Here is a 24408-nt window from a genome sequence, read left to right on the forward strand (position 1 = left end):
AACGATGGACTCCCACAACAAGAAAGCATCTTCAAGGCTGTAGATAGTTTTCATTTCTTGGAGCGTGGCTTTTCCTTCGGCGATGATAGTTCCGATAAAGCCGTCAAGATTTCTGAAGTCAACGCTAGGGCTTTCGCTTTTAAAGTTCCTGAGGAAATCCAGCTCCGCCCTTTGGCGAAAAAACTCACGTTGTACTCCATGACTGCCATTTCAATCTTGGCCAGAATTTCCCAGTCGGGTACGTGGTTGTTAATCAGGGCTTTGGTTTTAAGCATGATTAACTGGTCGCCAGTGTTCACGCCTACATAAGCCATGAGTTTAATCATGGTTTCTTCGTTGGCGCTGTAATCCCCAACTTTTGGGATAGCCGAGATAGGGTATTTGCAGACGATTTCCCGGCCTTCAATTGCAGGGAATTTGTGGATAGTAAAGGTGTACTCGGTACCATCACCACTTACTATGGTGATTTCTTTTGGCTCAATCATGAATTGCTCCGGGTAACGTTTTCAAAGACGAATAAATAAGAAGGAGTTTTCAGACGACCAGCACTGGAAATGCTTTTAACAGGCATGCCATCGGTGATCTTCCCTTTGCTAAGTGTGATGGTTGAACCATCAGGATAAACCTGCGTCATAGTGATAACGTCCCGAACGCTGTTCTTTCCTTTTGATACCCGGTTGGCATCGAGAAGGGTGGCCAGATTTTTATCATCTTCCCCGCCAGGTACAACGTTAACGGCCACAGTGATTGCGGCTGGTTTGCTCCAGACAACCAGATCACCATTTACGCCCATTCCTTTGTCTGCGATCTGGATGCTTGGCACATCGAATGGGTCAGCGTCATCAGCAAACTGAGTAATAGAAAAGCCTGACGGGAATGTTTTAGTCGCCTTAAGGTCAATGACTGACCCAAAGCCAGAAATATCTTCCATCGTTTTCACCTTGAATTTTGGATACAAAAAAGCCGGGATTAACCCGGCTGGTGTGTGTTGGTTGGATTAGATAAGGGTGTGAGTGCCTTCGACTTTTCTCACAACATCATCTTTACTGTAGAGAAGGGTGTAGACGGCTTTGTATTCGACTCGGCCATCTTGCATGGTTTCAGCCCGCATAACGCAGTTGAGCCAATACCCCGTGTTTTGAACTTGGTGCCAGGCTAACGAATCGTTAGTTTGGTCAGTGATGTAGAGCTTCTGAGTCGTAGTGAGCTCTTTGCCGATGCTGATGGTACCGTTATCGATAGCATCTTCAGCAACGGACTGGAGCGTTGTAATTAACTGACTGCGACCGTTGGCATTTGCAGAAACTTTGGCCAGAGCTAAAAGCAGCGTCATGATTTCTGAACCTGCAGCATCCTTTAACCATTGCTCATTTGAATAGGTGGTCATATCTACCGGGGCTTTCGCATCCCCCATGAGCACGCCACGCTGATAGAAATCGAGATTCTGGCCAGCGGTCTGAGTTCTTCCGTAGTAGTTGATTCGCTTACTATCCAGATCGTTTGAAATCATCGTTTCTGTCACTGTTGGTGTCAGCGGAAATTGCTGGTACATATAGTTTTGAGAAACGTTGAGTTTGGTGTAGTCCGTTGCAGCCTGGATAATCATTGGTGGCATTTCGTGAAACTCACCATCTTTACCAATCAATGCCACTGCGGTACCTGAGTAATTTTTCAGGTCTTCATACGCCAGTTCAGCATCAGATGCTTTGACGCAAATCGTGTACATAAACGTGATGTTTTGTGCATGGTTCCACTTCGCAACATTAACGACGTCTTCCCATTCGAGCGCATCCATAAACAGGAATGAGCCAAAGTTATTGGAGGTGTTCGTTGAATTGGTTAGTGCTGCTACAGGTGATTCGGCTTCTGCGCCATCGCTGTACGTTGGGTTACTCCAGCCGATTACCTGTGAGATATCGGTATTTAATCCGGAAGATGAAACGGTTAGCGTTCCTTTGCCAGCGACTCCGCCAGTTAACGTGAATTTCTGATTAACCGGGTCCCACACAACAGTAGCGGTTTTATACATGTCATCAGTGAGAGCCTGAATAGCCGTCTGCAGCGTTTGAGCAACTTCGGTATAGCTTTGCACTGATGAGAAGTTTAAGGCCGTTATGTTTGACGCCACGCCGTTAGCCACCAGCGTTAAGGTACCATCAGTGGTGTGTACCCAATCGTTCAGATTGATGGATACTTTGCTTCCGATGATTACCGGCGCTGCTGCTTCTGGTGTCCAGCGAGCAAAGCTGATCATTTTGGCTTTTGATATCAGTTTGCTTATCCATCCCAGATACAGAGTGGCTCTTTTGTACTCTTCTGAATCAATGCCAAAAACAGCACCTACGTCTTCGATGCTGATTGAATCGATGTAGGTTCCTACCGGGAGAGCAGGGTTTGATGTGTAAATTCTCCCGATCAGGTCGCGTGTTCTTACACTCGCGCCAGCGCCTACGCCGGACGTTATGTCCACGTATTTTTTGAAACTGATAGTCATTTTACACTCCGGTTATATTGAGGCTGTAGCTCTCAACGGTTGGGGTTTCCGTTACATGAATGTCTTTGTGAGTAAGGGTTATATCGAACATTGGTAACTGCTCCGATTGGTCCCTGTCGTTTTTGAAATAAGGGGTCTTAACATCGGTGATTCGGTATATTCCGGCACCACCTTCCTTTAACTCGGCCAATCCTCTTTCGCTCTGCAAGATCGTTGATGCTGCAGATACCAGATCACCTGCAGTTAATGACGTAATATCTTGCGGGTCTTGGTGAGAGATGGCGCTTATCTGGAACTGTGATTCCCACCACTGCGTTTCTGTATGGATAATGACGTTGTTATCACGATCGTACTTATCCGTTCGTTTAGGTGAGCCGTATCGATGATTGTGGATGAGGTAGAAAAATATCGTTGGCTGTGGGTTTATGCCTTGTTGAGTAGGTTGATATCCTTGTTCAACGTCAGCAATGATATTTTTCGCTGCCAGCCCACTAAGCAATACACGGCGAAATAGAATCTTTAATTCATTTTCTTTCATCAGCTGCACCTTATGCACAAGACCGCATTCCAGCCGTCAATTACTCCCCATTCAGTTATAGATTGGCACTGATACCGAACATTATTGAACTCAATCTGGTCACCGGAAACGTCCCGATCGATATCGAGGACTTCACCCGGAACGTAGAAATTCCAGTATGACTTTTGAAGGTTAAGCCCCAACTGCTCATAGAGCGCTCGTGGTACCGGCTGAAAGCTTCCTTTCATTGGGGCAGGTGAAGAGTATTGCGTTACTTTCAATCCGGCTTCGTTCGTCAATGTTCCAGCAAATGCGTAGTGATTGACTGTCTGGAATCTGATAACGCGACGAGCGGATTTAAGAAGGTTACCGCCAGGTACTAACATTAGATATCCTCCACATCGTGAGATAGGGTACCAAGCATGATCCCGCTATCGACAAGAGGCTTATCCAGAGATCCAACAGTATGTTGGTTCGCTCTTTTACGGAGTCTGTTACGTATGGTTGCGGGTTTAAGAGGTGGAGATGTTAACTGCGTGATGGTTTTGGCGATGTCGCCGGAAACCTTCATTCCTAACAAGTCCATCATCTGAGTCGCTGTTTGCGCCCCGTTGACCACGTTTTTTGCTACCTGTCTGGAGATGGCTGCCCATCCCGGCTTTTTCTCAGCGACTGTAGGTCGCATGAATGGCCGTGGAGGTGTGTCAGGGGAACCATATTCGTTACCAGCTGCAACGCTTGCCACAGGGGTACCATCTTCATATTTGGCTGTTTCAAACCATCCGGCGCGTGCTCGTTTGCTTTTCAAATCCTTAATAGCATTCTCAAGCGTTTGACGAGCAGGCCCGGATATCCGGACCAGTCTCGCCATTAGAATACCCCCCCAACTTTACGGAATGCCGAACGCTCCGGAAGTCCTCCGATGTAGAAACCACCAACAGAATGAACCTGTAATAAGGCTAATAACTCCAAGCCATACGGTGTCTGAGAAAGCCAGTATTGCCATTCATCACTTGCTGGTGGTGGTGGTGCTTGTGTAACTGATACTTTATCTATCGTTGCGCTGGTGGTGATGCCCCCGGTACCGATGCCCTCACTTTCTCCGGTAGTCAGGATATCGTTGAGGGCTAACAGGTGGGCGGTCATCATGTTGATAGCCGACTTCCTCTTCCCACCAGACAGCCAGCCGTAATCCTCAGAGCTAATGTAATCGGTAGCCTGATCCCAAAAGTCTTGCAGGGTTTCGGTTGGGTATTTGTCTGGGTCGGAGAATACAGTGAATCGTTTTCGGAAGAGGATGGCGTCAAATGTGATTGTCGCCGGCATGATTGATTATTCCTCCGTTTCTTTTTTCTTTCCGCCTTTCTTATTGCTGGTACCAGTACCGGTGGTTGGTGGTTCCTGTCCATCAGCAATGAAGTCGTTATCCTGCAGTGGTGCAGAGCCATCACGCTTATTCATATCGGATACAGCTTTTTCGGTTTCTTTCTTATCAGATTGAACCTTGATGAACCCTGCCTGCAGATGACGCTTGAATACAGGGTTTTCCCGTAGAAGTTTTAACTCCTCAACGGTAACGTTAGTGACAGAACCTTCAGGTGTAATGAAGTGCTTATTTGCCACGCCAGCACCACCAGCAACGGTGATTTTGGATAAAAGAACAGGAATATCGCCGCCACCTTTACCATAAAGTGAATAGCTCTGAGGTGCTGTTAAGGTCGAGTAAATATATGGCATGTCTTATTGTCCTGTGAAACGGGCGACAGCATACGGGCGTTTTAACATTGCCCCTGCGGTAGCGTTACTGTAATCCTCAGCGTAGCCTTTTGCTTTTTGCTCTACGCCAATAACCTGAAATTTAGAAGGTACGATTTGAACCCACACGCGATTATCATCCGTTGAGCCATCAGCGCCTTCGACAACTTCTGCGTATAGATAAACCACATCTTCCCCGCCGTTTGCGCCGTCGAACTCATCAGCACATTCGATGCGGCAGTTAGGATAGGTTTCTTTCAACCACTCTCTGACGCTCTTTCCTGTCTCGGAGGTCACGCTCAGATAGTCGATCGAGGCAATGGAAACACACATGGTCGTTTGATGTTTTTCCACTTTAATAGTGTTCTTTGATTGCTGACGCAGGGTTGAGAACATAAAGCGAATGTCAGCGGTGATTTCAAGGTAGGTCTTACTTTTCCACTTAGTATCACCACTAAGACCAGCTGGTAGGGTGATGTATGGAAATAATGACGGTTCATTCATCATGCCATAAGTGCGGTTAGTACCGTTGTTGTAGCCGTAAAAACCAACCTTGTTGCGGTTGATTTCAAGAGATGTTGACGCAGCACTGCGTTTGGTTGCCGCACTGTTCATTCGTACTCTGGCGGCACGCTTTTCTTCCAGAACGCCAACGCCCATGCCTTCTTCAAAGCGGACGACGGTACGGCGCTCAAAGTTCAGGTTCCATGATGACATCGGGATATTGGTATAGTCAGCGTAAACCCGGGCATTACCCGTCATTTCCAGAATACCCTGAATAACCTCTTCGTCTTCCCACTCACCAACGGTGGCAATACCGATGAGATTATCGATTTCACGAGGCGTGGTTAATGCGGCCACGAAGCCTGGTAACCAGTTCTGAAGGAACTGTTCAGGTGTGGCAATACTTGGCGTAGTCACCATGTTTGGCAAGGCATCCATACCGATACCGTTCATCATTCGACGGAGATTATCGCCGCCGATATGGATACCGATTCGACCAAGGCTTCGGTATGCTTTTGCATCCTTCAGCATTAACGCTCGTACATCACGAGGGCCAAGGGAAGAATATTGAGTTGATTGTTGAGACATTTATCTTTTACCTCAGTTGGTCAAGGTGATAACACCGATAGAGTTACCGGTAGTGTAGAAGTTGGAAACATAGGCATTAGGGAGAAATGCTTTCCCCGCGCCCGGGTCGGTTGCTGCTCTGGCCACTGTGTCGATTTCGCCAGTTGTTTCGTCGTAAATGACTTTGTCACCGATAGCTGCAGCACGAGGCAGAACGACGTACATTTCGGCCATGTAGGTGAATTCAGCATCGCCGCCGTTAGGCAGTGCCATGCTTGGCCCTACGGTGTTACCGTCAGTGCCGTATAGCGCATAGGCTTTAGGGTTTGACAGAATGCCAGCGATTGCGCCGCCATTACCTTTACCGGCTGCGACTTCATGATCTGCGGTGTAAGTGAATACACGGCCGAACACGTTATTTTTCGCATCCGTTGAATTCAACGTTGCGGTTACAGCTCTGCGAGGGCCGTTATTGGCGACTTCGCCAGGAATACCAATAGCCAGCTCTCGGTTGATTGTTTTTTGGAAAGGCATGCTTATTCTCCGCTCAGGTATTTATTAACAGCGTCGTCGTTACCGATGCCAGCATCAGCAGCGAAGCGAGGTACGGTGGTGTCTTCAATGTCGATTGAATCGAGGGCCAGAAGATATCCGTTAAGGGCACCGTGTTCCTGCCCCTTAGCGCATTTGATGCCAAGTTTGGCAACGCCGTATTTAACGACTTCGTCGAGTGTTTTTTCACTGTGATCGAAAGCGCCAATGTGAACCGACAGACGGTTGGCCAACTGGTCACGAGCGGAAATCTGACCGACCAGCTTTTTCATTCCGTTCTTCTCGTAGCCATCTACCGTTGCTTGAAGGCTTTTCATTTGAGCCTTCAGACGCTTAATTTCTGTGGCATCGGTTCCGGTTGCCGGTTTCTCGCCGTTCGTTGGCACGTCGTCTTTTCCTTCCTCTTCGTCAGTGACGATCTCTTCTTCATCAGTGGGTGTTTTCTCTGATGGTTCTGGTTCTTCATCAAGTTGGCCAGGTTCTGTACCTGCAGTGATGAGCGGCTTTAGTTGCTCAACAATAGGCAAGATTGACTTGATGGCTGCGGCTACCTGAGCGAGAGTCATATCGCCTTCGGTACCTTCGTCTGTTGTTTTCTTTTCTGCGTTTTCCACTTTGATCAACTCCGCTGAATCGACTGTAAATTTGAAATGGTCGAGTACCGCAACATCCGGCCCCATTCGACCTTCCTCAACTAGGGCAAGGTGGTTGCCCCTCAGGTTTTTCTGTACATACTCATAAGGCTTGCCGTTCCAAGTGCCGGGTTTATGGACGTACACACAACGGTACCCGCACGAGAGTTCTCTCTTGCCTTTGGCTATCAGTTCAGCCAGACGCTTAGAGAAAACCTTGATATTTGCGTATAGCGTTCCTCCTTCATAAATGATGTTTTCGCCAATGACGCCCTGAATACCCACCTCTTCAGGCGGGGTTACGTTTCCGTTCTCTTCATCGTCGTCGTCACCCAGCATGGTGTGCTCGTCGATCCACGGAAGAAGCCGAAAGGATTTCATGCATTCCGGGTCAGATAGTTCTTCTTCCGGCCTCAGAACTTGATAGATTTTTGACTGGTCAGGTGCACCGATGCTGGCCCCTAAATATGGAAAAACCCCAACTTTTGAGATGGGGTTCTTGAGAACTTCGTACCAGTTGTTGAAGTCGTATACTCGTTCACTCATTGCTCTTGTCCGTCGAATTCAATGACCGGGATCATCCGGCATTTGCAGTTGATAGCCTGACCGGGTATTCCTCGTTCCCCAGTTCGCTTGTCGATGATGGGGAGATCATCGAATGAATAGATATTCCCGCTCATCGCAACATGGTCAGGTCGAGGATGCTGACCACCGCCAGAGTGAAGCCACTCGAAACGCTTAACGCCGACAGACTGCATACGCTCCGCGTTGATGGTGTTGTATGCCTTTCTGGTTTGGTCGAGCGCTACGTTACGGGCGTGTCTCTCAGTGATTTGCTTATGCTGCTGCATGTAAGGAACCAAATCTTGCAGACCGTTTCCGCTGGTGATAGAGCGCGACACAGCATCCTTTACGCCCCCCAAATACGTTGACGGGATTGTGGTTATCAGGCCAACATTCCCATTCACGATGGCGGTGAGCTTTTCTTTGAGCGTTGAAGTAAAGGCGTTTGTCTTCAGTGACAGTCCGCCTGACATCTCTGACAGGCTTGATCTGAGTGATGATGAACTGCTTTTTAGTGAGCCATTGATCATGCTCTCAGTGATTGCTTTAGCCCTGCGAGAGAAAAGGTTAAGAAATTTCTTTTCGAGTTTGTCGAGCAGTATTCTTGATTGACTGGCTATGCTGGCGTCCTGAGAAAAGAACTCTGTGCCTGTTTCTGATGAGAATAGTTTTTCAACCTCCTTTTCAACTTCTGCAGTCATCTGTTTGATCAACTGGAGGATTGCCGTCTGATACCTTGCCCCTTGCACTGCGTTGTAGTTTAGCGGGGAACCTCTTATAACCTTTTCGTTAGACTTCGCCCGAGACTTCTTCAGGCGGGATTTCTTCGCCATCGGTATCCTCCGGGGTTGGGATTGGTTTTACTCCGCTGTACCCGCTATCAGGGTCGTTGACGACTCGGTTGAGAACCATGTCACCGTCAATGCCGCCCACGTCAGACAGGTATTTATCAGTCTGAGATTTCTTCAGATTGATTTCAGCCAGCTCTGAAGCGGTAGGGCTATCGACCGGCTTCCAACTGACGTAAGTGTCAAACTCCACTCCGTATTTGGGCTTGATAATGGAGAGGTTGCACAGCAGGTGATGCCTGTCCAGAAGCGGTGAAAGGTCATGCTCTTGGATGGATTCCAGTTCTTCGTGATAGCTGGACTCCTCGTACTCACCTGTTGCGTTAAAGCCCTTCGGAGTCGTTTCAATTAGTTTGGTTGCAGGAACATGTGCCGCTGCAGCAACTAACTGATACTGAGTCATGATAGTGGCGTCCAGGTCATTTAGAGACGTATCAAACTGTTCTACCGTTTCCTGTTTATCGAGAACCTTGATGCCATAGTTGTCACGAATGTAAGACCAGAGGCTCATGCGCTTCTCAAAGTCACGTTGGTTGGCCAGCGCTCTGGATACATCGGTATGTATCACCGTTGAGCGCTTGGTCATTGCCAGTTGAGGAGCCTCATTTGCGGTGCGTTCGGCAGCATAAACCCGCTCATATATCTTCTGTGGTACCGAGATACCGCCATAGAGATACGTTGGCTTCAGAATGTCAGGTACTTCATTTGTTCTCATGATGACGAAGTGGCTACGGTGGATTTTCTTACCGCCTGAAACCTGCCAGTAAGTCGGCTCGTAGAAGTAAGGGTCTTCCGGTTTGCTCACTGCCTTTGCGTTAAGAACCGGAGCAAGCCAGTAAGGGTCGATTTGAGAGATGCCTTTGTAAGAGCCTGGCTTTACGCCATCCGGATTAAACGGTTTTGTGTAGTAGAACGGGTCGTCTGAATCAACGATGAATAGAGCATGACGAATACCGAAGCCTCGACCAAGGCGAACCAACTGCAGCATGTGTTCATTGAGTTTGAACTTTTTATCAAGGTCGTCCATTTCAGCAATAATTTCCGGATTAACTTCTACCTTTCCATTCACCTTGATTTCGTAACCGTTTCTTATGGCGTCACGGCCTGGCATGGTGCAGGCTTTATCGATAAGCCAATGCTGCAGTAAAATCGCGCAGGTTTGGTACCCGATAAACCCCTGAGAGTTGTACCACGCAAACTGAGCATCCGGAACGCCACATTGTTCGTAGTATGAACTCATACCTGCAGAGTCCATCCCGACACCTTTTGCTGTCGTCGGTAATGGTTGTTGTATCGACTTACTGATTACCTCGTTCAGTGCTACCTGATCGTGTGAGTCCAGCTCAATATCAGTCGTAAAAAAACCCGATGATAAATCGGGCTTCTTTTGTTCCTGAGGTGGCTCAGGTTTCTTTTTAAACCAATCGAAAATACTCATACGTCGAAGAATCCACGTTGAACGTTGATGAGGTTGTCGTCTATGGCATCCATCCACGTATCGAGAATGTCGTCGTTGGGATGGCTGTCATCAGCGCTGAATGCTACGCACTCGCTGACAGCAGTGACGACCCATGAGGTAGAGCCTGCATAGGAGCCATCGCTGTAAACGACATGTGTGATTTTTTCGCCTTCCTCTGTGTGAGTTGCAGGAATGAATACTTTTCCTGTTTTAATCTGAGGAATAACGTTGAGGCATCGAACCAATTTGTTTTGGCCAGAGCCTCGTGGGATTGGATGAACTGGCATAGCTCTACGCTTCACCAGTGTTGTGATAAGACCTTGACCAGCCTGAGCATCTTCGATGGCCATATATCGAATAGGGGCGTAAATACTGCGGTCGCCAGGCTGCCATCTGTCCCATACTTCAATCGCTTTTTGCAGCAGGTCTTCAGGATCCCAACGTCCACGCTCAACGTCGATGACGTACATGTTCCCGTCGATGCCCATACCAACAAGCGTGAAAACAGTAAAGTCGTTGTAGTCCTCGACCTTGCCTGAGTTGGTATCAACGTAGATAGCACGATGAGTAAGCTGCGGTAGCCTTTCGTAGGTACGAAACCAAGAGCCATCAATCAGGCCGCCTGTGAGTGCTTCGGGGGCTTGCATGTACTGACTGAGGAATGTGTACCGGTCGTACTCCCATAACTCCATGAGGTCGCCGATGTATTCCATTTCAGGCCAGTATGACCAGTATTGGATCCCGCCTTTGGTTACAGAGTCAGAGTCTTTGATGGACTTCCAGCACAGTGAGCGCCATGGTTCAGGCAAGCCGTCGAGGTACCTTTCATCAATCAGCGCCGGTATTGCCAGGTGATCGAACTGCATCCCCATGCCACCAGACAGCATGAATCCGGTCGCATCCTCAACGTGAAGACGCTGCTGAATGGACACTATAGGGGTAGGGTGGCTTTTGGACTTGTCGCCACGACGAGAGCGTACGGTGTTGGTTAACAGCGTGTTTTGCTTTGCTCGTTGTGTCTCACTGAACATGTCCAGAGGTTTGTTGAAGTCGTCCAGCATGACCAGACCAGAGAACTCCGGCCCGTGATAACCACCTCGGCCACCTGTGATTTGACCACCACTGGAACGCGAAACCGTCTGACCGATACTTCGACCGGAACGGTTCAGTATCTCCCATTCATCTGCCTTGTTTACGCCAAAGCCACAGGGCCATAGAGACTGGTATTCCTGGCTTGATATGATATCCCGGGTACGGCGACTGTTACGGTTAACGAGCGATTCAGAGAACGAAACGTTTAAGTTTCTGAACCGGCGTAATCTCTCCTCTTGAACCAGCGTGTTCACATAGGCCGGCAAGTGAATCGAAAAGAATTCGGTTTTGGTACCGCCAGGCGGAATGTTAATAATCAGGTTGCCAATCTTGCGGTCAATCAGGTCATCAACTTTTGAAGCCATCATCCGGTGGTGCCAATTCACCAACAGACGATCTCCCTGAATCAGCTCAAACCAGAGCTTTGTAAAATTAAGGAAGGATTTCGTCGACCGCGATTTGATTGCTGCTCTCTCAGGAAAGGTCAGCTCCTCCCATTCGAGCAGCTTTCTCATTAGTCGTCATCATCCAGTATGTCGTCGATTTTCTTGGCTGCCGCTTTGTAGTCAGCTGGTGTGTAGTTGACCTGAATAGCTCCGCCATCCTTACCGGTGTGTTCAACCTGCTGTCGGTCATTCCAGTTGTTGGGGTCGCGGTTTTTAAGAAAGAAAATCTGTGCAGTGGTATTCCCTTCAGTCGCATTTTTGAAGAGGGCGTTTGCTACTGTTGCTATCCCGAGAGCCTTGCCTTTTTTAATGGCTGCGCAAAACTCGTCATTATCTTTCTTCCTGCGGGTGATCGTTGAGATTGAGATACCGAGTGCTAAGGCTATTTGTTCGTCGGTCAATCCTCGTGACGCAAGGTCTTTGACCTGAACCAAATCGATGTTAAGTGGTGGCCTCGCCATCTTCCTTTTCCTCCTCTTCCAGCTTTTGCAGAGCCAGAGTAGCCATCGCTTTGAACGCCTCGGCCGTATTGAGAATGTTCAATTTACTTTTGGTTGTGATGACTGCTTTGTAGATAAGGTCAAAGTCAGAGATGTTGGCAGTCATGACGAGTTTGTCCTTTGCCTTTTTCGTTATCTTCTCGATACCTTCCATGAAGGCAATGCGGTCTTCAGGTAAGAAGGCAATCAGCATGTCTTCATAAGACGGCTGTACGAATGAAAGCGATTCGACGTTGATTTCTTCCATCTTGAAAGAGTCGTCCGTTAAGCCTGAGTAGAGTTTCATGTCCATACTGTTGATGCTGTTGTACAGCTCTTTCAGAATGTTGTTGTCGTCTTTCCCGTTGATGGAGTTATGGCTCAATTGAATGGCCAGCTTTTCATCTTCGGTGAGTTCTGAAGTGATGTTGATGATGTAGTCTTCTTCAATACCGGCTTTGATTGCTGCCTGAGTGCGATGGTTACCTGAAAGCACTTCATTTTGGTACACGACAGGAAAGCTGGTCAGTTTACCGTCGCGCTTAATGTTATCTACCAGCCGTGCAAACATGGCCGGTTCCATGAAGTGAGCGTTTTTCTCAAGGATTCGTAGTTCTCTGAGATTTACTTTTTTGACTTCGGTTTCAATGGCCATATTTCTGGTACCAGATTTTGAATACTTCCTGAGGCGTAGCCTCTCGGACTTTTGACGAATAGTTAAGGAAACCTTCGCCGCGTTTTGCCAGGTCAAATATCCCTCGGTATTTCATTGAAACCGGTTTGTCGGTGAATGCCGTGGTGTATACCGATTCGATCGCAATCATGTACTTGCGGTTGATTAAGTCGATGACTGACCGGCTGGTGGCCAACATGGGAATAAGCTTTGATATCTTCCTGTGCCGTGATGTTGAAAAGTCACTGAGCATGTAAATCTCTTTGAGCTTGTCGCCAAACTGGGCGTAAGAGAATATGAAAGCACCGGCCAGCATTCCGTCGATGAAGACAGCAAAGTTAATCATGCCGGTTTTGTGGTTAATGCCTTTGGCCAGATAGACGTCTTTCAGGAAGTTGAGCTGTTGACCGTTCAGGATTTTTATTTCTATCTTCGAATCCTCAGTTATTTTGTCAGGGTCGATAGGCTTGTATTTGAACGGCTGTGACTTCTTGGCTTCAATACGAATTGATGACCGGGCTTCATGAGCGTAGAGATAAATAGGCTTGTTACCACCAGCGAACATTATGCGGGGTTCTATGTTGTTCAGGCGCTTATCAGCAACGATGGCGAAATCTTGTTTATCGATGATGAGTTCTTCGATCAGCGCTTCGACATTATCGGGATCCCATATGTCGTAGTGTGGCTGTATCCATTCTGAGTTTTCAGAAATGAATTTATAAATTTGCTCATACCCTCCTTTGTAGGTAGGAGCAAACATCATGATGGTACCGTCGTTTTCCTTCGCTCTGACAATCTGCTGTCTGAAGTCACCCTGGAAGAAATCATCAATGGTGAAGCCGTCTATGTACCGGTTTATTTTCTCGCGTTCTGTACGATGGTAATCACGCAGATTTCTAATGATGTGGTCGAAGTGAGAGTGACAGTATTGATTGTTGCCTTTGAATCTGGCCAGCGTGGTAGACAAGCATACTGCGGCCACGTTATCGATAGCATCACCGAGTAAGTCGTTAAGCGGTTCAATGCGACCAGTGAATTTGACGTCAAGACGTTCACCCACCAGCAGCTTCCCGACACTGCAGGAAAGCAGAGATACATCGTTGCCGCTTACGAACTTTTCAGGCATCACGGTTTTGATGGCGTGTTCAGTTTTGAATGAGCCAGAACAACCGACGTATACCCGGTCTTTAAGCTTGATATTATTCAAAATCTGAGTGATTAATTTCTTTGGTAAGGAGCCAATAAACATCACTTAACCTTATGATATAAAAGGGAAAATATGCTATAATCATCATGATTAACAACAGAGGAGTAATCATGAAAACCGCATCATTCTTTACATACAAAGGCGAGGGCAGAATTTGTATTGCTCGTTACGCACCCCGCAACACACCAGCAGGCTTTCGCATGTTTCAGCCCCTGGCACCAGGCTCATGGTTCAACAGCGTCAGTGAGAAGAGATACATTGAGCTGTATAAGACGGAAATCCTTGGGGTATTAAACCCACAGCAGACGTGGGAACATCTTCATACGTTGGCCGGAGGTGCTGAACCTTTCTTGTTATGTTGGGAAAAGCCTGGTGAGTTTTGTCACCGTAGACTGATCGCCGAATGGTTCGAGGAAAATCTTGGCCATAAAGTTGAAGAATATTCACCGGAGAAATCGAATAACTTTTCCCTGTTCTGATATGAGAAAAGCCACCGTAACCGTGTTCAATTGAGGGTGAACGGATAGGAGGTTATCGGTGGCTTTGTTTTATTCATCAAGTGGTGTAATCACCACGCGAGACTCATCATCAAACGCTGTTAGTTGAAGTATTGCTGGCGGAACAAATTTGATGAATTCCGTTTTGGTTGGTACGTTGGTATCAAGGATGCTATCCGGTGGTGCCGCTCCCAAAAAGAAAGCTGTCCGTCCATAAATGAACTGAACCATTACCGACTGAGTACCATCAGTTGCCGTGTACCAAGTACCTTTCTTTAATGTTTTTGAAGCCATGATTACCCCAGTATGAAGTCTGGTGTTGTTGGGTGGACGATATACTGTCGGGCTGCTGATGGTATCTCGCCACGAATAACGTCTACAAAAAAACCGACTTTTTGGGTCGGTTCTTTGATTGTGTTTCCTTCCTCGTCATATTCTCCATCATCATTGTAGAGAGTCCCACGAACCGCTATTTCAGTATGTAGTGTTGGCTGCATCCAGTTATCACCATCCAGCCATTCGGGACAGCACCGTTTCGCCGTCTCTTCATCAGTGAATCTCAGATAATTTTGCATTATTGTATGTACTCAATTGTTGGGATGTACCTGGTGCCCCAATTTTTCTTTGACCACGGAAGAGGGAACCATTCTTCGCCATTCGCTGGATATTCGTCATAGTCGCCTGTTGTGTATCTGACTCGGATACCTGCTGCTCCCTGCATTTCGACAAGTAAGAATGACGCACCTCGCGTTGTAAATACCGTGCTCTCTTTTATCGGAGATGTTGCAATTTTCCCTTGCTCCATCTGCCGGTGAAAAGAGCACGCCGTGTCCTCGACCGCTAATGTTCCGTAATTAAGTAGAGACATACGGACATGTCCCGAGTACAAAATTGGTGTAAATGTTCTACTTTTACGGTTAAACGCCTTCTCTGCTGGCGTGAAAATAATATCAGAGGCGCTGGACCCTTCCTGCTTGAAAACCCAGTTGCAAGCGCCTGATACATGTTTAGCAATAATAGAAGTCGTGCATTCAATCCCCACAAGGCTATCTACATCACAGAAAGACGCCCCGTTATTAACTGTAGTGGTGATGATGTTAACCGCGGTGTTAAGTCCATCTGGTGATGGCCGATTATATTGATAGTAGCAACGATATGCCGTGTAGTAAGCCCCGGAGAACCGCAGATAATTCGTGCTCTGAGCCTCCGGCTCATGCCTACCAACTGCCACACCGTTGATGTATTCGACGGGGCACTCGTCTGGTCCTGCATAATATATGAGGCCGTTTTTGTCGTAACACGCATGAGAACTGGCGCACATAAACCGAATGCGCTCATCAAGCTTTTCTGTAGTCAGATCAATGGGGGAATAATCTGGCTTGTTCGTGGTACCGAATACCGGCATACCAGCAATGACTATTCCGCTTTCACCAGCGACTCGTCCGAAGACTGGGGCGTTGTCGATATTAATCATTGCGTGATACTCCGCATATCTAAGATGGTTTGATGGAAATAAAAAGAGCGCCGGTGAATACTCTTGGCGCTCCAATAAGAAAGTTGACATAACATCTTGCCCCTCGATTGAGGGGCTTTTTTATGCTGGTTCGAGGTCTGCAGTGTAAAACCAACCTTCGAAATCAGGCGAGGTAATGCGCGTTAACTTATCACCGAAGTTCATTGCGGTACCGGTTACCTGCCCGGTGATGTTGGTGTTTTTAACTCTCATCATGACGTTGTTCCCGTATTGTTACTGTGGGATTTTGCAGAACGGTCGCATCTTTTTGATGTAGTCCTGCAGGTAATCTATTTTTGCCCGGTCGCTGATGATTCCATCTCTGATATCTGGAATAGCTGATCCAGAAGTTCGAGAGAGTTCGACCAAGGTGTCATCGCCCACGCTGCCGGTTCTGGCGGTAGGACTGTTTGGGCATTTTGCTGTGATGTACACCCGCTTAACGCCAGCATTAATATCGGTGCGAAGCTGGTTATTTTTACCTTTCTCATCTTTAAGTTTCCCTGTGTGCCTGGTATCCATTTCTGCAGCCATATCATTTAAGGTGCGAAGTGTGGCCACCTTTCTTTCTGATGCTTTTAAGTTAGCGTTGAGAGTTCTGTTTTTCTCAATCAGGCTTGAGACAGTCCAGGTTAATAGGGCTGTGATTACGGCGAGAATGGCGGTAGTAGATATCCATTTCATTTTAGGTCCCTGAGACAAAGATGAAGTTCCCCATCACGTCGAGTGACGAGTCCGGGTAGTTTTTTTCCACCAGCATATACCCACCGGGTTAACTCAAAGCAGGCATCCTTAATCTTTCCAGAACGCGAGTATTTAAACAGAGTTGATTTCTTCATCGCAGTACATCCGACATTGAATGTAATAGATGTGAATGCGTCAAAAGTGCCTTGTGGCAAACCTTTACCGTTGGCGAACTGGTTAACGCACTGCTCCGCCTCCTTGATGTCGGATACCCAGCGCTTGGCAATCTCCTCATCAGAGTATTTCTTTCCTGGCTCAATGTTTCCGGTGGTACTTCCTACTCCAACGGTCATCACACCAGCAGGGCAAAGATAAGGTTGAGCTTTACATCCCTCTGCATTGCCTATCAGTTTTAAACCTTCTTGGCTGGTTCGAATATCCCCACTAAATGTGGTCATGACGATCGCGATAATGGTCATAACTGAGCAGGATGCTGCGGCTGTTGCTGTAAGTTTTTTCACAGTTCAGGCTCCCTGAATCCAAGTTCTTTCCGTTTGTCGTCTTTTCTCTTGTAGTACCAATTGACGAGAAAGGTACCAAGGCCGGTAATTATCCCGACGAGAATCGCCCAGTCGTTTAAAGTTAGTGTTCCGAACAGGGCAATGAACACCGAGTAAAAATAAGATGCTGGCGAGCTGTATTTATCCATTCGCATATCCACCCCCTTATCGGGGTTTCCCCTCCATTTTGGGGGTGTATGTTGATGAAAGCGGCCGAGAGGCGGCCAGAATGAGAAGTGACAGGCATAAAAAAAGCCCTGGAAATTAAACCAGAGCTTCAGTGAATGGGTATTAAAATCCCACTATGGGTGTCAAATTAGGGCAAAATTATTCAACAAGCAAGTCTTTTATCAACTTAAAGTTGAATTTTTTTACGCTTTTCGAGTAATGTTTCGATGAGATTATCGTAATATTTGTTCTGTTCTTCGAGCTGATTGATGAGTTCATCAGCTTTTTCATCCGGCAGCCGGTCGAACAATTCGAGCAGACGCTGCTGCTTTGGTGACAGTATCTTGGTACCGTCATTTGTCAGTATTCCATCGGTACCATTCAGTAACCAGTCAACTGAGAAATCATACTTGAGAGCCAGCTTCTTTGCTGCTTCCTGTCCTATTTGCCCGCGCTTAAACCAGTTGTTAACTGCTTGCGGAGACAGCCCGGCAGCTCTGCTCATTTCTGCTTTTTTGATGCCTTTATCCAATAACTGGTTAAGCCTGTCCACCAGCCCCTGATTGAACTCGTTGTTTTTATTATCTTCTGTTGTCATCGATGTAAACACTCAGTTTATTTTTATGACCATTGTACCCATCTTGTTGAAAATTAGAATAAACCTAATGTTTACTTAGTTGTAATCATATGGTTTAATTAAGTCACCAATAACATATCTATGGAGACATTAATGACATGCAAGATGAGTTCCACGGACGTCAGCCCTTTGCCACCAAGCGCTCGTGTGATTTTTGAACGAGCCAAGGTTAAAGGCTTTAAAAAGGTACATATAGCCAAGGTACTAAATGTATCCCGTCAATCTCTAACGAACTTGTGTCGTCGGGGAGTTCCGATACCTACAAATAAAGTGATCCCTATTTTTGAAATCACAGGAATTACTCCACATCAACAACGGCCAGATATTTACCCTAATCCATCTGATGGAATTTCGAACAGGGACATTATCGGTCATAACGAGAAGCGGTTCTGATTTATGAATATCAACCACGAGGATATTTGTGCAGAACTGCGTAACTGGGCGATGCACACAAAACAGGCAACGGTAGCGGCAGAAATCACTGAAGCCTATTTCAAACTCGGTGGCGGTGATTTACCTCTTACGCGAGTCGATGAGGACAATGCCACTCACAACAATAAGCAGCGCATCTTCCGTTGGCTCGATAGCTGCAGTTGTAAGTCGAGAATCAAGATTGCTGAGTTGATCCCGGCAATCGTCGCTGCTTTGCCTCCCGAACGCCGGGCAAAACTAACGGCGGCCAATTCCATTGCATATATGGCTAGTGAAGCAAACCGTGAGTGTACAGAGGCAATTAACGCCTGCCTGCTTGAATACCCTGATAGTGAAGTCAATCGTGAAGTCGATGAAGCGATAGAGATGCTCTTAACGCTAAAGCGACCGACTCAAAACCACGCGAGGCATAACCAATGAGCTATCTCCAAATCAGTTATATCAAGAGCCTGTTATCCGTTATCGGGTATGAACAAAAGGTCCTTGATGCTGCAGCAAACGCAGCAGCGGACTATCAGCGTAGTAACCCGAACGCAAGTGACGATCAGGTACTGCAGTGGGCGAAGAGATTTGCCATTCACTACAGCAGGATCCTTGAGCGTAATTGTGTTCTTACACCAGCCATGCTCGGTTTCAGAGGGCATCTGTATGGCCAGAAATAGACTGACTTTTTGTAATCAATATTTCCTGAACAGAAAGCCTGTTAACCGCAAGTTTGTTGCTGCTTTTTGGGCTCGTCGTAGCCAAGCCTTGAAGCGCTTGTTTCGTATGAAGCGGAAAGGGTAAGGGGAAAGCTATGGCTGGAGACTGGATCAAGATGAGGACTGACCTCCAGACACATCCGAAAGTTGTCCGCATTGCGTCCGCATTGAAAGCGGACAGGTTGCGCGTAATAGGTGCATTACATGCGACATGGTGTCTGTTTGGAGCGCACTCAGTTGATGGAATCATGGAAGGTTACACGCCAGAAACTCTGAATGAAATGATCGCTTTTGACAATTTTGCTGAGGTAATGATTTCAGTCGGATGGCTTGAGTTTGATGGCAAACACCTCTCTATGCCTGACTTTGAGGCCCATAACGGCCAGTCAGCAAAGCGCCGAGCACAGGAGGCAAACCGCAAAAAAGAGTCGCGCAAAACGTCCGCATCGGAAGCGGACAAAATGCGGACCAGAGAAGAGAAGAGAAGAGAAGAGAAGAATATAAAAGATCAAGAGATCTTGCATGGAGAAAAAAATCTCCACGCCGGAACGACGAACGACGAAATATTTATCTCACTTCCCCTGAACGATGGGAATGAGTTTCCCGTTTCGATATCGCTCGTTGCTGAGTTATCCGAGTTGTATCCCGCTGTCGATATTCACCAAGAGTTACGGAAACAACGTGGTTGGTTGTTGGCAGAACCTCGACGGCGAAAGACCTCACGTGGAATTCAGAAATTTATTAACACTTGGATGGCTAAGGAGCAGGACAGGGGTGGACATTCAAATTTTAATGCGAGGGTAAATCATGCGAAACCAATCATTACCGGCAGCACAGAATCAGCAGCAATGCAGAAGTTCAGGGCAGCCACAGGGCACGGCATCAACGCCACTGCAGGTGTGGGAAGTGATGGTAGGAATCTATTCGGATCGCTGGCTGACGAAGAATGGCGTGGAACCCTCCCCGATGTGGGTGGCGGTGATATCGAGCATGACTGAGCAGCAGCTTAAATCCGTCACACAGCTGTGTGTCAATCGCTGTATGTCAGGCAACAGCTGGGTACCGGATTTGGCAGAGTTCATGGCGCTGATGGCTGAAACGGGCGCAAATTCATTTGGCCTGACTCAGACCAATGTGATGGAAGAGTATCAACGCTGGCGTCGCGATGGCTATCTCCATGGCACATCAGAACAGTTTCCATGGCGTCACCCGGTGCTGTATCAGATTTGCACTGAAATGCGCAGCCTGAGCATTGGCCGAAATCCGGGATATTCAGAACTGAGTTCTATGGCCGGTAAGTTGTTGGCCAAGTGGATTCAGAAAGTAGGAATGGGGTATTCGGTACCACCAGTCAGGAAAGCGTTAGACGCACCAAAGCACGAAGGATTGACACCAGCACAGCAGTTAGCTGCAGGCGTCAGATACGTGAAATAGCGAGGCATTTACCAATGAGAGAATTTATCGAACAAGCACCAGCAGCAGGTACCGTCATCATCGATGATGGCACAGACTTTACCAAAATTTGGAGCTGGAGGATTAACGCTGCAGCCAGAGCAAGAACCAAATCGTGTTATGTACCACCACCGAAAAAAGAGCAGGTTGCAGAGGTTCGAACTATCACAATCGGTGAGAAACCGAAAAGCACGTTAGGTGAGATTGAGCTTTCCGGAAATATTATTTCTACCGAGGAGCTGAAAAGCATCCCATATAACGGCAATTTTGACGGTCGCCATTTCCTGTCTGCGATTGCGGGTAAAACGCTGTCATGCAGAGAAATGCTTGATTTACTTAATCGTGACTATCCCGGTCATTGTTTGACGATATCGAAGATAAAAAGCCGAATGGCCACACTCAATATGAGTCCTCATGCCTCATGCCGGTTAACGAAAGGAAGCAACAGGACTAATCGTTATACGCTTATCTGCGTAACAAAAGATTTCTTGAATCAAGCGTGTAAGTTGCAAGCTGCGGCCAGAGGTTAACCGTGACTGTGAATGTTGTCAGTTTCTCCGGTGGCCGCACATCAGCCTATCTGGTTTGGATTATGGAACAGCATCGCCAGACTACAGGTGAAGATGTTCGCTATGTGTTCATGGATACCGGGGCCGAGCATCCGAAAACTTACGAGTTCATCCGGAACGTGGCGAAGAACTGGAACATCGATCTTGTTTGTTTGCGGTTGGTGGTCAATCCGGTACTGAAAAAAGCCAACAGTTACAAAGATGTGAGCGTTGATGATATCGGCTATGACCTGTCAATTTGGCGTGATATCTGCAGCAAATACGGTACCCCATATGTCGGCGGTCCATTCTGCACCAGAACGATGAAGATTGAGCCTTTCCGCCGCTATTGCCGCGATTACTTCGGTAATGATTTCGTTTCATGGATTGGTCTTCGTCGTGATGAACAACGCCGGACGTGGGGTGAGAAGGCTTATCTGAAGCTGTTCGGAATGTATTTCGATAACGATGTTATGCACCGGCTGTTTATGGATCTTGTTGGTTTAAAAAATCCTTCCGATATTGAATCTCATCTGCAGACCGAATACGCATTTATGCCCGGTGACCACGAGTATTTAGCTAAACGCATCATGAAGCTGAAAGAGAAAAACGAGCGTCTTTTGTCTGAGATATCCGATTTTTCAAAGCAAGATATTTTGAATTGGTGGAAGACTCAGCCATTCGATTTGGAATTGCCCGAGCATCTTGGAAACTGCGTTTTTTGTATCAAAAAGGGCATTAACAAGATTGCATTGGCCACCCGGGATGAGCCCCAGTTAGCTGAAGAATTTAAGGAGGTTATTTACAGCGATAGCGTTCGTACTGTCGAGCGCCGTCAGCAGGAAAATAAAATCATGTACCGAGGCAATCACTCTCTGGAAAGCATCATTGCAACGTATGCCGACCATACGAGAGATGAAATCTTTGCAACCATCCGAGGTAATGGCGGTAACGATTCTGGATCCTGTTCAGAGTCATGTGAGGCTTTTGCCTGCGACTGGTCGCAAGGTGATTTGTTTGAAGAAGAAAGTTAATAGGCATTACCAATGAACGTAAACCTTGATAGTAAAACCATTCTTGATATGTGCTGCGGTTCTCGCATGTTCTGGTTTGATAAGTCAGATACCCGCGCTGTATTCAGCGACATTAGAAGCGAAGGCCACATTCTATGTGATGGCCGCAAACTTGAGATTAAGCCTGATATTGTGGCTGATTTCCGAAAATTACCATTCGATGATGAGCAATTCAGTCTTGTTGTATTCGATCCACCTCACTTAAGTCGGTGTGGACCGAATGGTTGGCAAGGAAAGAAGTATGGTGTTCTCAATAAAAAAACATGGCGAGATGACCTAAAGGCGGGGTTTAGAGAGGGATTCAGGGTGTTGAGGTCTCATGGTGTTTTAATCTTCAAATGGAATGAAACTCAAATCCCAATCAGTCAGATTTTAGAATTAACAGATCAAAAGCCAGCTGTTGGTCATCGTAGCGGAAAGCGCTCAGATACACATTGGATTTCTTTTGTAAAAGATGGAGTAAGCCATGATTAGCACCTCATCGAATGAAGAAGTTAAGACTTACAGCTATGGAAAGCTAACGCTATCTCTCACGCAGGCTCAATGCAGCATTATCGAGGAGTTCGGTAGCTCTGCTGATTATGACGATCCCAAATATGAGGAAGTGATCGCTCAGGTTTACCCTCAGTTTCGTGATTATCAAAAGCACCAGCTCAAGAAGATCGTTAAGTCACTGGGTTTGTCACGTAGTGGCTTGAGCAAACTGGAATGCATCGACCTGATTTTGTGGGATGCGGCAACCTCTATTAACTGGGAAATATAATCATGAAAGCAGAAGAGCTATACACAAAAGACAATAAGCCTACTGGTATTTATTTTTGTTCTGGATGCCGAAAAATTTACTCAATTAAAGGACTGGCAGAAAACTGTTGTTTATGTCGGCAATGCAACAATCAAATTATTGATCCTCAATACGATTTTCAATCCGTTTGTAGTAATTGCCGATCAGTAAACAGTGAACGAAATAAAAAAGACAAGCTGCGCAACGCCGAGCGAGTCACCAAACCAACGACTGATTTTATCTACTCCGAAGATTTTAGCCGTAATGAAGGCTATATGACGGTTGATGAATTGGAGGAAGAAGCTGCACAAGATGATGTAGAGCTTCCTTGTTATGTCTATGACTGTGATTCACAGAATTGGGGCGGTATTGATATTGGGGACTGCTTAGAAAATGAATTTCAGGACTGGTTTGAAGATGCTCAGGACCACATCACCGATTATGACGGGCTATACGCATTTATAACAGAGTGGAATAAAAAACAAACTGTTACCCAGTATATGGTCAATTACAACCGTATTTATGTCATTGATGAGGATCGATTCAATCAACTGATATCTGAAGAACAGGTGGTTAGCCATGAGTAATGATATCAACGCAATTGTGCAGGAAATGAAAACAGCCGCGATATTGGAGCAGGAATATAGAAATAGCGGCGGCTTTATGACTGACGGGTGGAATGATGTTGCAAGCATCAGAAATATCATTCTTATTATCGATGCTCTGGAAGCAGAACAGAAGCGGAATGAATACTTAGAAAGCTGGAGAAATGAAGCGGAGGAAACCCTTGTTCGTTTAGCTGCCTTCCTGCAAGTCATAGGAATTCCACACGCAGTTAACTGGCGTGATTGGATTGATAACGCTGAAAAAAAGGTGATGCATGACCAGAGAAAGATTGCTGAGCTGGAATCCACGCCTGTACCGGTAGTGCTGGATGAGATGAAATACCCTCGCCGCCCGCTTCCAAGAACCTATCAAATTGGTGTCGATGTTGGACGAGTTGACGGCTGGAACGCTTACCGCGCTGCAATTCTATCCACATCACCAGCACAGCCTGATAGTTCAATTGGTAATGGTCAGTTATTGCAACGCTTGGAAAAGCAACAAGCTGAATCGAACGGTTTTCCGCACCTTGCAGCAATACCAGAAACCCTCCCCTGCAATGTTCTTCTCGAACCGGGATTTAGGCTGCGTAAAGGCGTTACGACAAGCACTTTAATTACGGCGTTAAACCGCCGCGCTGAATATGAACGGGAGACTGAAAATGCTACCCCTAAAGAAACAGAACGAATGAAGCAATCGCTTGATTCGTTAATGACCAGCGCCGGATTTCAGAAAGTCAAACGGTCGGTATATGACCCTGAGAAGTGGAAGCTGGTACCGATTAAATCTACTCCGGAGATGATTCAGGCCGCCAGGGTTTCAGCCAATGATCTTAGTGTTGAAGTTATCGACGGCGCAGAGATTACATATGTTCACCACGAAGATATCTATGACGTGATGGTGGCTGCATCGCCGGTACCGGAGGGGCAATAATGGCCAATCAGGATGTTATTACTTTCGGTACCAAAGA

General features: G+C 46.8%; 36 protein-coding genes. 11 read left to right on the forward strand and 25 right to left on the reverse strand.

Translation table 11 applies throughout. The annotated features are described in order from the left end of the window. Nucleotides 1-50: 50 nt before the first annotated feature. The 17 genes from LPW36_RS01955 to LPW36_RS02030 form a co-directional block, all read right to left on the reverse strand. Nucleotides 51-485 carry a hypothetical protein gene (locus LPW36_RS01955; RefSeq protein ID WP_230607817.1) on the reverse strand — a complete coding sequence of 145 codons (435 nt, stop codon included), beginning with the start codon at nucleotides 483-485 and terminating at the stop codon, nucleotides 51-53. Continuing rightward, nucleotides 482-931, reverse strand: coding sequence for a phage tail fiber protein (locus LPW36_RS01960; RefSeq protein ID WP_230607818.1), 450 nt, complete (start codon nucleotides 929-931; stop codon nucleotides 482-484). Before LPW36_RS01960 ends, LPW36_RS01955 begins: the two co-directional genes overlap by 4 nt. Before the next feature lie 66 nt (nucleotides 932-997). Then, on the reverse strand, nucleotides 998-2494 hold the full coding sequence (locus LPW36_RS01965; RefSeq protein ID WP_230607819.1) for a DUF3383 domain-containing protein: 1497 nt from the start codon (nucleotides 2492-2494) through the stop codon (nucleotides 998-1000). A 1-nt stretch (nucleotide 2495) separates the two neighbouring features. Then, a complete protein-coding gene (locus LPW36_RS01970) occupies nucleotides 2496-3032 on the reverse strand; it encodes a phage gateway protein (protein WP_230607820.1) in 537 nt (178 codons plus the stop codon). Then, nucleotides 3032-3397 carry a phage collar protein gene (locus tag LPW36_RS17910; protein WP_420844697.1) on the reverse strand — a complete coding sequence of 122 codons (366 nt, stop codon included), beginning with the start codon at nucleotides 3395-3397 and terminating at the stop codon, nucleotides 3032-3034. The genes LPW36_RS01970 and LPW36_RS17910 overlap by 1 nt, the downstream gene beginning before the upstream one ends. Then, on the reverse strand, nucleotides 3397-3696 hold the full coding sequence (locus tag LPW36_RS01975; protein WP_230607821.1) for a hypothetical protein: 300 nt from the start codon (nucleotides 3694-3696) through the stop codon (nucleotides 3397-3399). Before LPW36_RS01975 ends, LPW36_RS17910 begins: the two co-directional genes overlap by 1 nt. Nucleotides 3697-3881: 185 nt before the next feature. Further along, on the reverse strand, nucleotides 3882-4337 hold the full coding sequence (locus LPW36_RS01980) for a DUF4054 domain-containing protein (protein ID WP_230607822.1): 456 nt from the start codon (nucleotides 4335-4337) through the stop codon (nucleotides 3882-3884). Nucleotides 4338-4343: 6 nt separating this feature from the next. Beyond that, entirely contained in the window at nucleotides 4344-4748 is a 405-nt protein-coding gene (locus LPW36_RS01985; RefSeq protein ID WP_230607823.1) for a hypothetical protein, read from the reverse strand. Nucleotides 4749-4751: 3 nt separating this feature from the next. Continuing rightward, the gene (locus LPW36_RS01990; RefSeq protein WP_230607824.1) at nucleotides 4752-5858 is read right to left on the reverse strand and encodes a major capsid family protein; all 1107 of its coding nucleotides are present in this window, start codon (nucleotides 5856-5858) and stop codon (nucleotides 4752-4754) included. Nucleotides 5859-5870: 12 nt separating this feature from the next. Further along, entirely contained in the window at nucleotides 5871-6371 is a 501-nt protein-coding gene (locus LPW36_RS01995; protein WP_230607825.1) for a structural cement protein Gp24, read from the reverse strand. A 2-nt stretch (nucleotides 6372-6373) separates the two neighbouring features. After that, nucleotides 6374-7567, reverse strand: a complete 1194-nt coding sequence (locus LPW36_RS02000) for a DUF2213 domain-containing protein (protein ID WP_230607826.1) — start codon at nucleotides 7565-7567, stop codon at nucleotides 6374-6376. Then, nucleotides 7564-8418, reverse strand: a complete 855-nt coding sequence (locus LPW36_RS02005) for a phage head morphogenesis protein (RefSeq protein ID WP_230607827.1) — start codon at nucleotides 8416-8418, stop codon at nucleotides 7564-7566. The genes LPW36_RS02000 and LPW36_RS02005 overlap by 4 nt, the downstream gene beginning before the upstream one ends. Beyond that, a complete protein-coding gene (locus tag LPW36_RS02010) occupies nucleotides 8375-9871 on the reverse strand; it encodes a phage portal protein (protein WP_230607828.1) in 1497 nt (498 codons plus the stop codon). Before LPW36_RS02010 ends, LPW36_RS02005 begins: the two co-directional genes overlap by 44 nt. Then, nucleotides 9868-11499 (reverse strand): terminase, encoded by a 1632-nt coding sequence (locus LPW36_RS02015; protein ID WP_230607829.1) that lies wholly within the window; start codon nucleotides 11497-11499, stop codon nucleotides 9868-9870. Before LPW36_RS02015 ends, LPW36_RS02010 begins: the two co-directional genes overlap by 4 nt. Continuing rightward, the gene (locus tag LPW36_RS02020; RefSeq protein ID WP_230607830.1) at nucleotides 11499-11891 is read right to left on the reverse strand and encodes a helix-turn-helix domain-containing protein; all 393 of its coding nucleotides are present in this window, start codon (nucleotides 11889-11891) and stop codon (nucleotides 11499-11501) included. Before LPW36_RS02020 ends, LPW36_RS02015 begins: the two co-directional genes overlap by 1 nt. Then, on the reverse strand, nucleotides 11872-12564 hold the full coding sequence (locus tag LPW36_RS02025) for a ParB N-terminal domain-containing protein (RefSeq protein WP_230607831.1): 693 nt from the start codon (nucleotides 12562-12564) through the stop codon (nucleotides 11872-11874). The genes LPW36_RS02020 and LPW36_RS02025 overlap by 20 nt, the downstream gene beginning before the upstream one ends. Next, the gene (locus LPW36_RS02030; protein WP_230607832.1) at nucleotides 12554-13831 is read right to left on the reverse strand and encodes a putative antirestriction adenine methyltransferase; all 1278 of its coding nucleotides are present in this window, start codon (nucleotides 13829-13831) and stop codon (nucleotides 12554-12556) included. Before LPW36_RS02030 ends, LPW36_RS02025 begins: the two co-directional genes overlap by 11 nt. A 68-nt stretch (nucleotides 13832-13899) precedes the next feature. Here LPW36_RS02030 and LPW36_RS02035 point away from each other — a divergent pair, with 68 nt between their 5' ends. Then, entirely contained in the window at nucleotides 13900-14268 is a 369-nt protein-coding gene (locus LPW36_RS02035) for a DUF488 domain-containing protein (RefSeq protein WP_230607833.1), read from the forward strand. 69 nt (nucleotides 14269-14337) lie between these two features. Here LPW36_RS02035 and LPW36_RS02040 read toward each other — a convergent pair whose 3' ends face one another. From LPW36_RS02040 to LPW36_RS02070, 8 genes are all read right to left on the reverse strand, one after another. Next, nucleotides 14338-14580 (reverse strand): hypothetical protein, encoded by a 243-nt coding sequence (locus tag LPW36_RS02040; protein WP_230607834.1) that lies wholly within the window; start codon nucleotides 14578-14580, stop codon nucleotides 14338-14340. 2 nt (nucleotides 14581-14582) lie between these two features. Then, nucleotides 14583-14861 (reverse strand): hypothetical protein, encoded by a 279-nt coding sequence (locus tag LPW36_RS02045; protein WP_230607835.1) that lies wholly within the window; start codon nucleotides 14859-14861, stop codon nucleotides 14583-14585. Beyond that, entirely contained in the window at nucleotides 14861-15850 is a 990-nt protein-coding gene (locus tag LPW36_RS02050; protein ID WP_230607836.1) for a phage head spike fiber domain-containing protein, read from the reverse strand. Before LPW36_RS02050 ends, LPW36_RS02045 begins: the two co-directional genes overlap by 1 nt. Before the next feature lie 30 nt (nucleotides 15851-15880). After that, nucleotides 15881-16015, reverse strand: a complete 135-nt coding sequence (locus tag LPW36_RS17735; RefSeq protein WP_268991447.1) for a hypothetical protein — start codon at nucleotides 16013-16015, stop codon at nucleotides 15881-15883. A gap of 18 nt (nucleotides 16016-16033) precedes the next feature. Then, complete coding sequence (locus LPW36_RS02055; protein ID WP_230607837.1) at nucleotides 16034-16483, reverse strand: lysis system i-spanin subunit Rz; 450 nt, start codon at nucleotides 16481-16483, stop codon at nucleotides 16034-16036. Then, nucleotides 16480-16962: a lysozyme gene (locus tag LPW36_RS02060; RefSeq protein WP_230607874.1), complete on the reverse strand. Its 483-nt coding sequence runs from the start codon at nucleotides 16960-16962 to the stop codon at nucleotides 16480-16482. The genes LPW36_RS02055 and LPW36_RS02060 overlap by 4 nt, the downstream gene beginning before the upstream one ends. Nucleotides 16963-17000: 38 nt before the next feature. Next, nucleotides 17001-17198 carry a phage holin family protein gene (locus LPW36_RS02065; RefSeq protein WP_230607838.1) on the reverse strand — a complete coding sequence of 66 codons (198 nt, stop codon included), beginning with the start codon at nucleotides 17196-17198 and terminating at the stop codon, nucleotides 17001-17003. Between the two features lie 200 nt (nucleotides 17199-17398). Then, on the reverse strand, nucleotides 17399-17809 hold the full coding sequence (locus tag LPW36_RS02070; protein ID WP_230607839.1) for a helix-turn-helix domain-containing protein: 411 nt from the start codon (nucleotides 17807-17809) through the stop codon (nucleotides 17399-17401). A 483-nt stretch (nucleotides 17810-18292) separates the two neighbouring features. Between LPW36_RS02070 and LPW36_RS02075 the strand changes: the two genes are divergently transcribed. The 10 genes from LPW36_RS02075 to LPW36_RS02120 all read left to right on the forward strand — a co-directional run bounded on the left by LPW36_RS02075 (nucleotide 18293) and on the right by LPW36_RS02120 (nucleotide 24371). Beyond that, nucleotides 18293-18700: a toxin YdaT family protein gene (locus LPW36_RS02075; RefSeq protein ID WP_230607840.1), complete on the forward strand. Its 408-nt coding sequence runs from the start codon at nucleotides 18293-18295 to the stop codon at nucleotides 18698-18700. Next, on the forward strand, nucleotides 18697-18942 hold the full coding sequence (locus LPW36_RS02080; protein ID WP_230607841.1) for a hypothetical protein: 246 nt from the start codon (nucleotides 18697-18699) through the stop codon (nucleotides 18940-18942). The genes LPW36_RS02075 and LPW36_RS02080 overlap by 4 nt, the downstream gene beginning before the upstream one ends. A gap of 134 nt (nucleotides 18943-19076) precedes the next feature. Continuing rightward, nucleotides 19077-19979 carry a hypothetical protein gene (locus tag LPW36_RS02085; protein ID WP_230607842.1) on the forward strand — a complete coding sequence of 301 codons (903 nt, stop codon included), beginning with the start codon at nucleotides 19077-19079 and terminating at the stop codon, nucleotides 19977-19979. Then, the gene (locus tag LPW36_RS02090) at nucleotides 19972-20415 is read left to right on the forward strand and encodes a replication protein P (protein WP_230607843.1); all 444 of its coding nucleotides are present in this window, start codon (nucleotides 19972-19974) and stop codon (nucleotides 20413-20415) included. Before LPW36_RS02085 ends, LPW36_RS02090 begins: the two co-directional genes overlap by 8 nt. A gap of 14 nt (nucleotides 20416-20429) precedes the next feature. Beyond that, a complete protein-coding gene (locus LPW36_RS02095; protein WP_230607844.1) occupies nucleotides 20430-20963 on the forward strand; it encodes a hypothetical protein in 534 nt (177 codons plus the stop codon). 2 nt (nucleotides 20964-20965) lie between these two features. Further along, nucleotides 20966-22015: a phosphoadenosine phosphosulfate reductase domain-containing protein gene (locus LPW36_RS02100; RefSeq protein ID WP_420844698.1), complete on the forward strand. Its 1050-nt coding sequence runs from the start codon at nucleotides 20966-20968 to the stop codon at nucleotides 22013-22015. A 12-nt stretch (nucleotides 22016-22027) separates the two neighbouring features. Next, the gene (locus tag LPW36_RS02105; protein WP_230607846.1) at nucleotides 22028-22528 is read left to right on the forward strand and encodes a class I SAM-dependent methyltransferase; all 501 of its coding nucleotides are present in this window, start codon (nucleotides 22028-22030) and stop codon (nucleotides 22526-22528) included. After that, nucleotides 22521-22817, forward strand: coding sequence for a hypothetical protein (locus tag LPW36_RS02110; protein WP_230607847.1), 297 nt, complete (start codon nucleotides 22521-22523; stop codon nucleotides 22815-22817). Before LPW36_RS02105 ends, LPW36_RS02110 begins: the two co-directional genes overlap by 8 nt. 2 nt (nucleotides 22818-22819) lie before the next feature. Beyond that, nucleotides 22820-23422 carry a hypothetical protein gene (locus tag LPW36_RS02115; RefSeq protein WP_230607848.1) on the forward strand — a complete coding sequence of 201 codons (603 nt, stop codon included), beginning with the start codon at nucleotides 22820-22822 and terminating at the stop codon, nucleotides 23420-23422. Next, nucleotides 23415-24371 carry a hypothetical protein gene (locus LPW36_RS02120; protein ID WP_230607849.1) on the forward strand — a complete coding sequence of 319 codons (957 nt, stop codon included), beginning with the start codon at nucleotides 23415-23417 and terminating at the stop codon, nucleotides 24369-24371. The genes LPW36_RS02115 and LPW36_RS02120 overlap by 8 nt, the downstream gene beginning before the upstream one ends. The last annotated feature ends 37 nt before the right edge of the window (nucleotides 24372-24408 follow it).

Source organism: Limnobaculum eriocheiris (genome assembly GCF_021010575.1).
GTDB classification, from domain to species: Bacteria; Pseudomonadota; Gammaproteobacteria; order Enterobacterales; family Enterobacteriaceae; genus Limnobaculum; species Limnobaculum eriocheiris.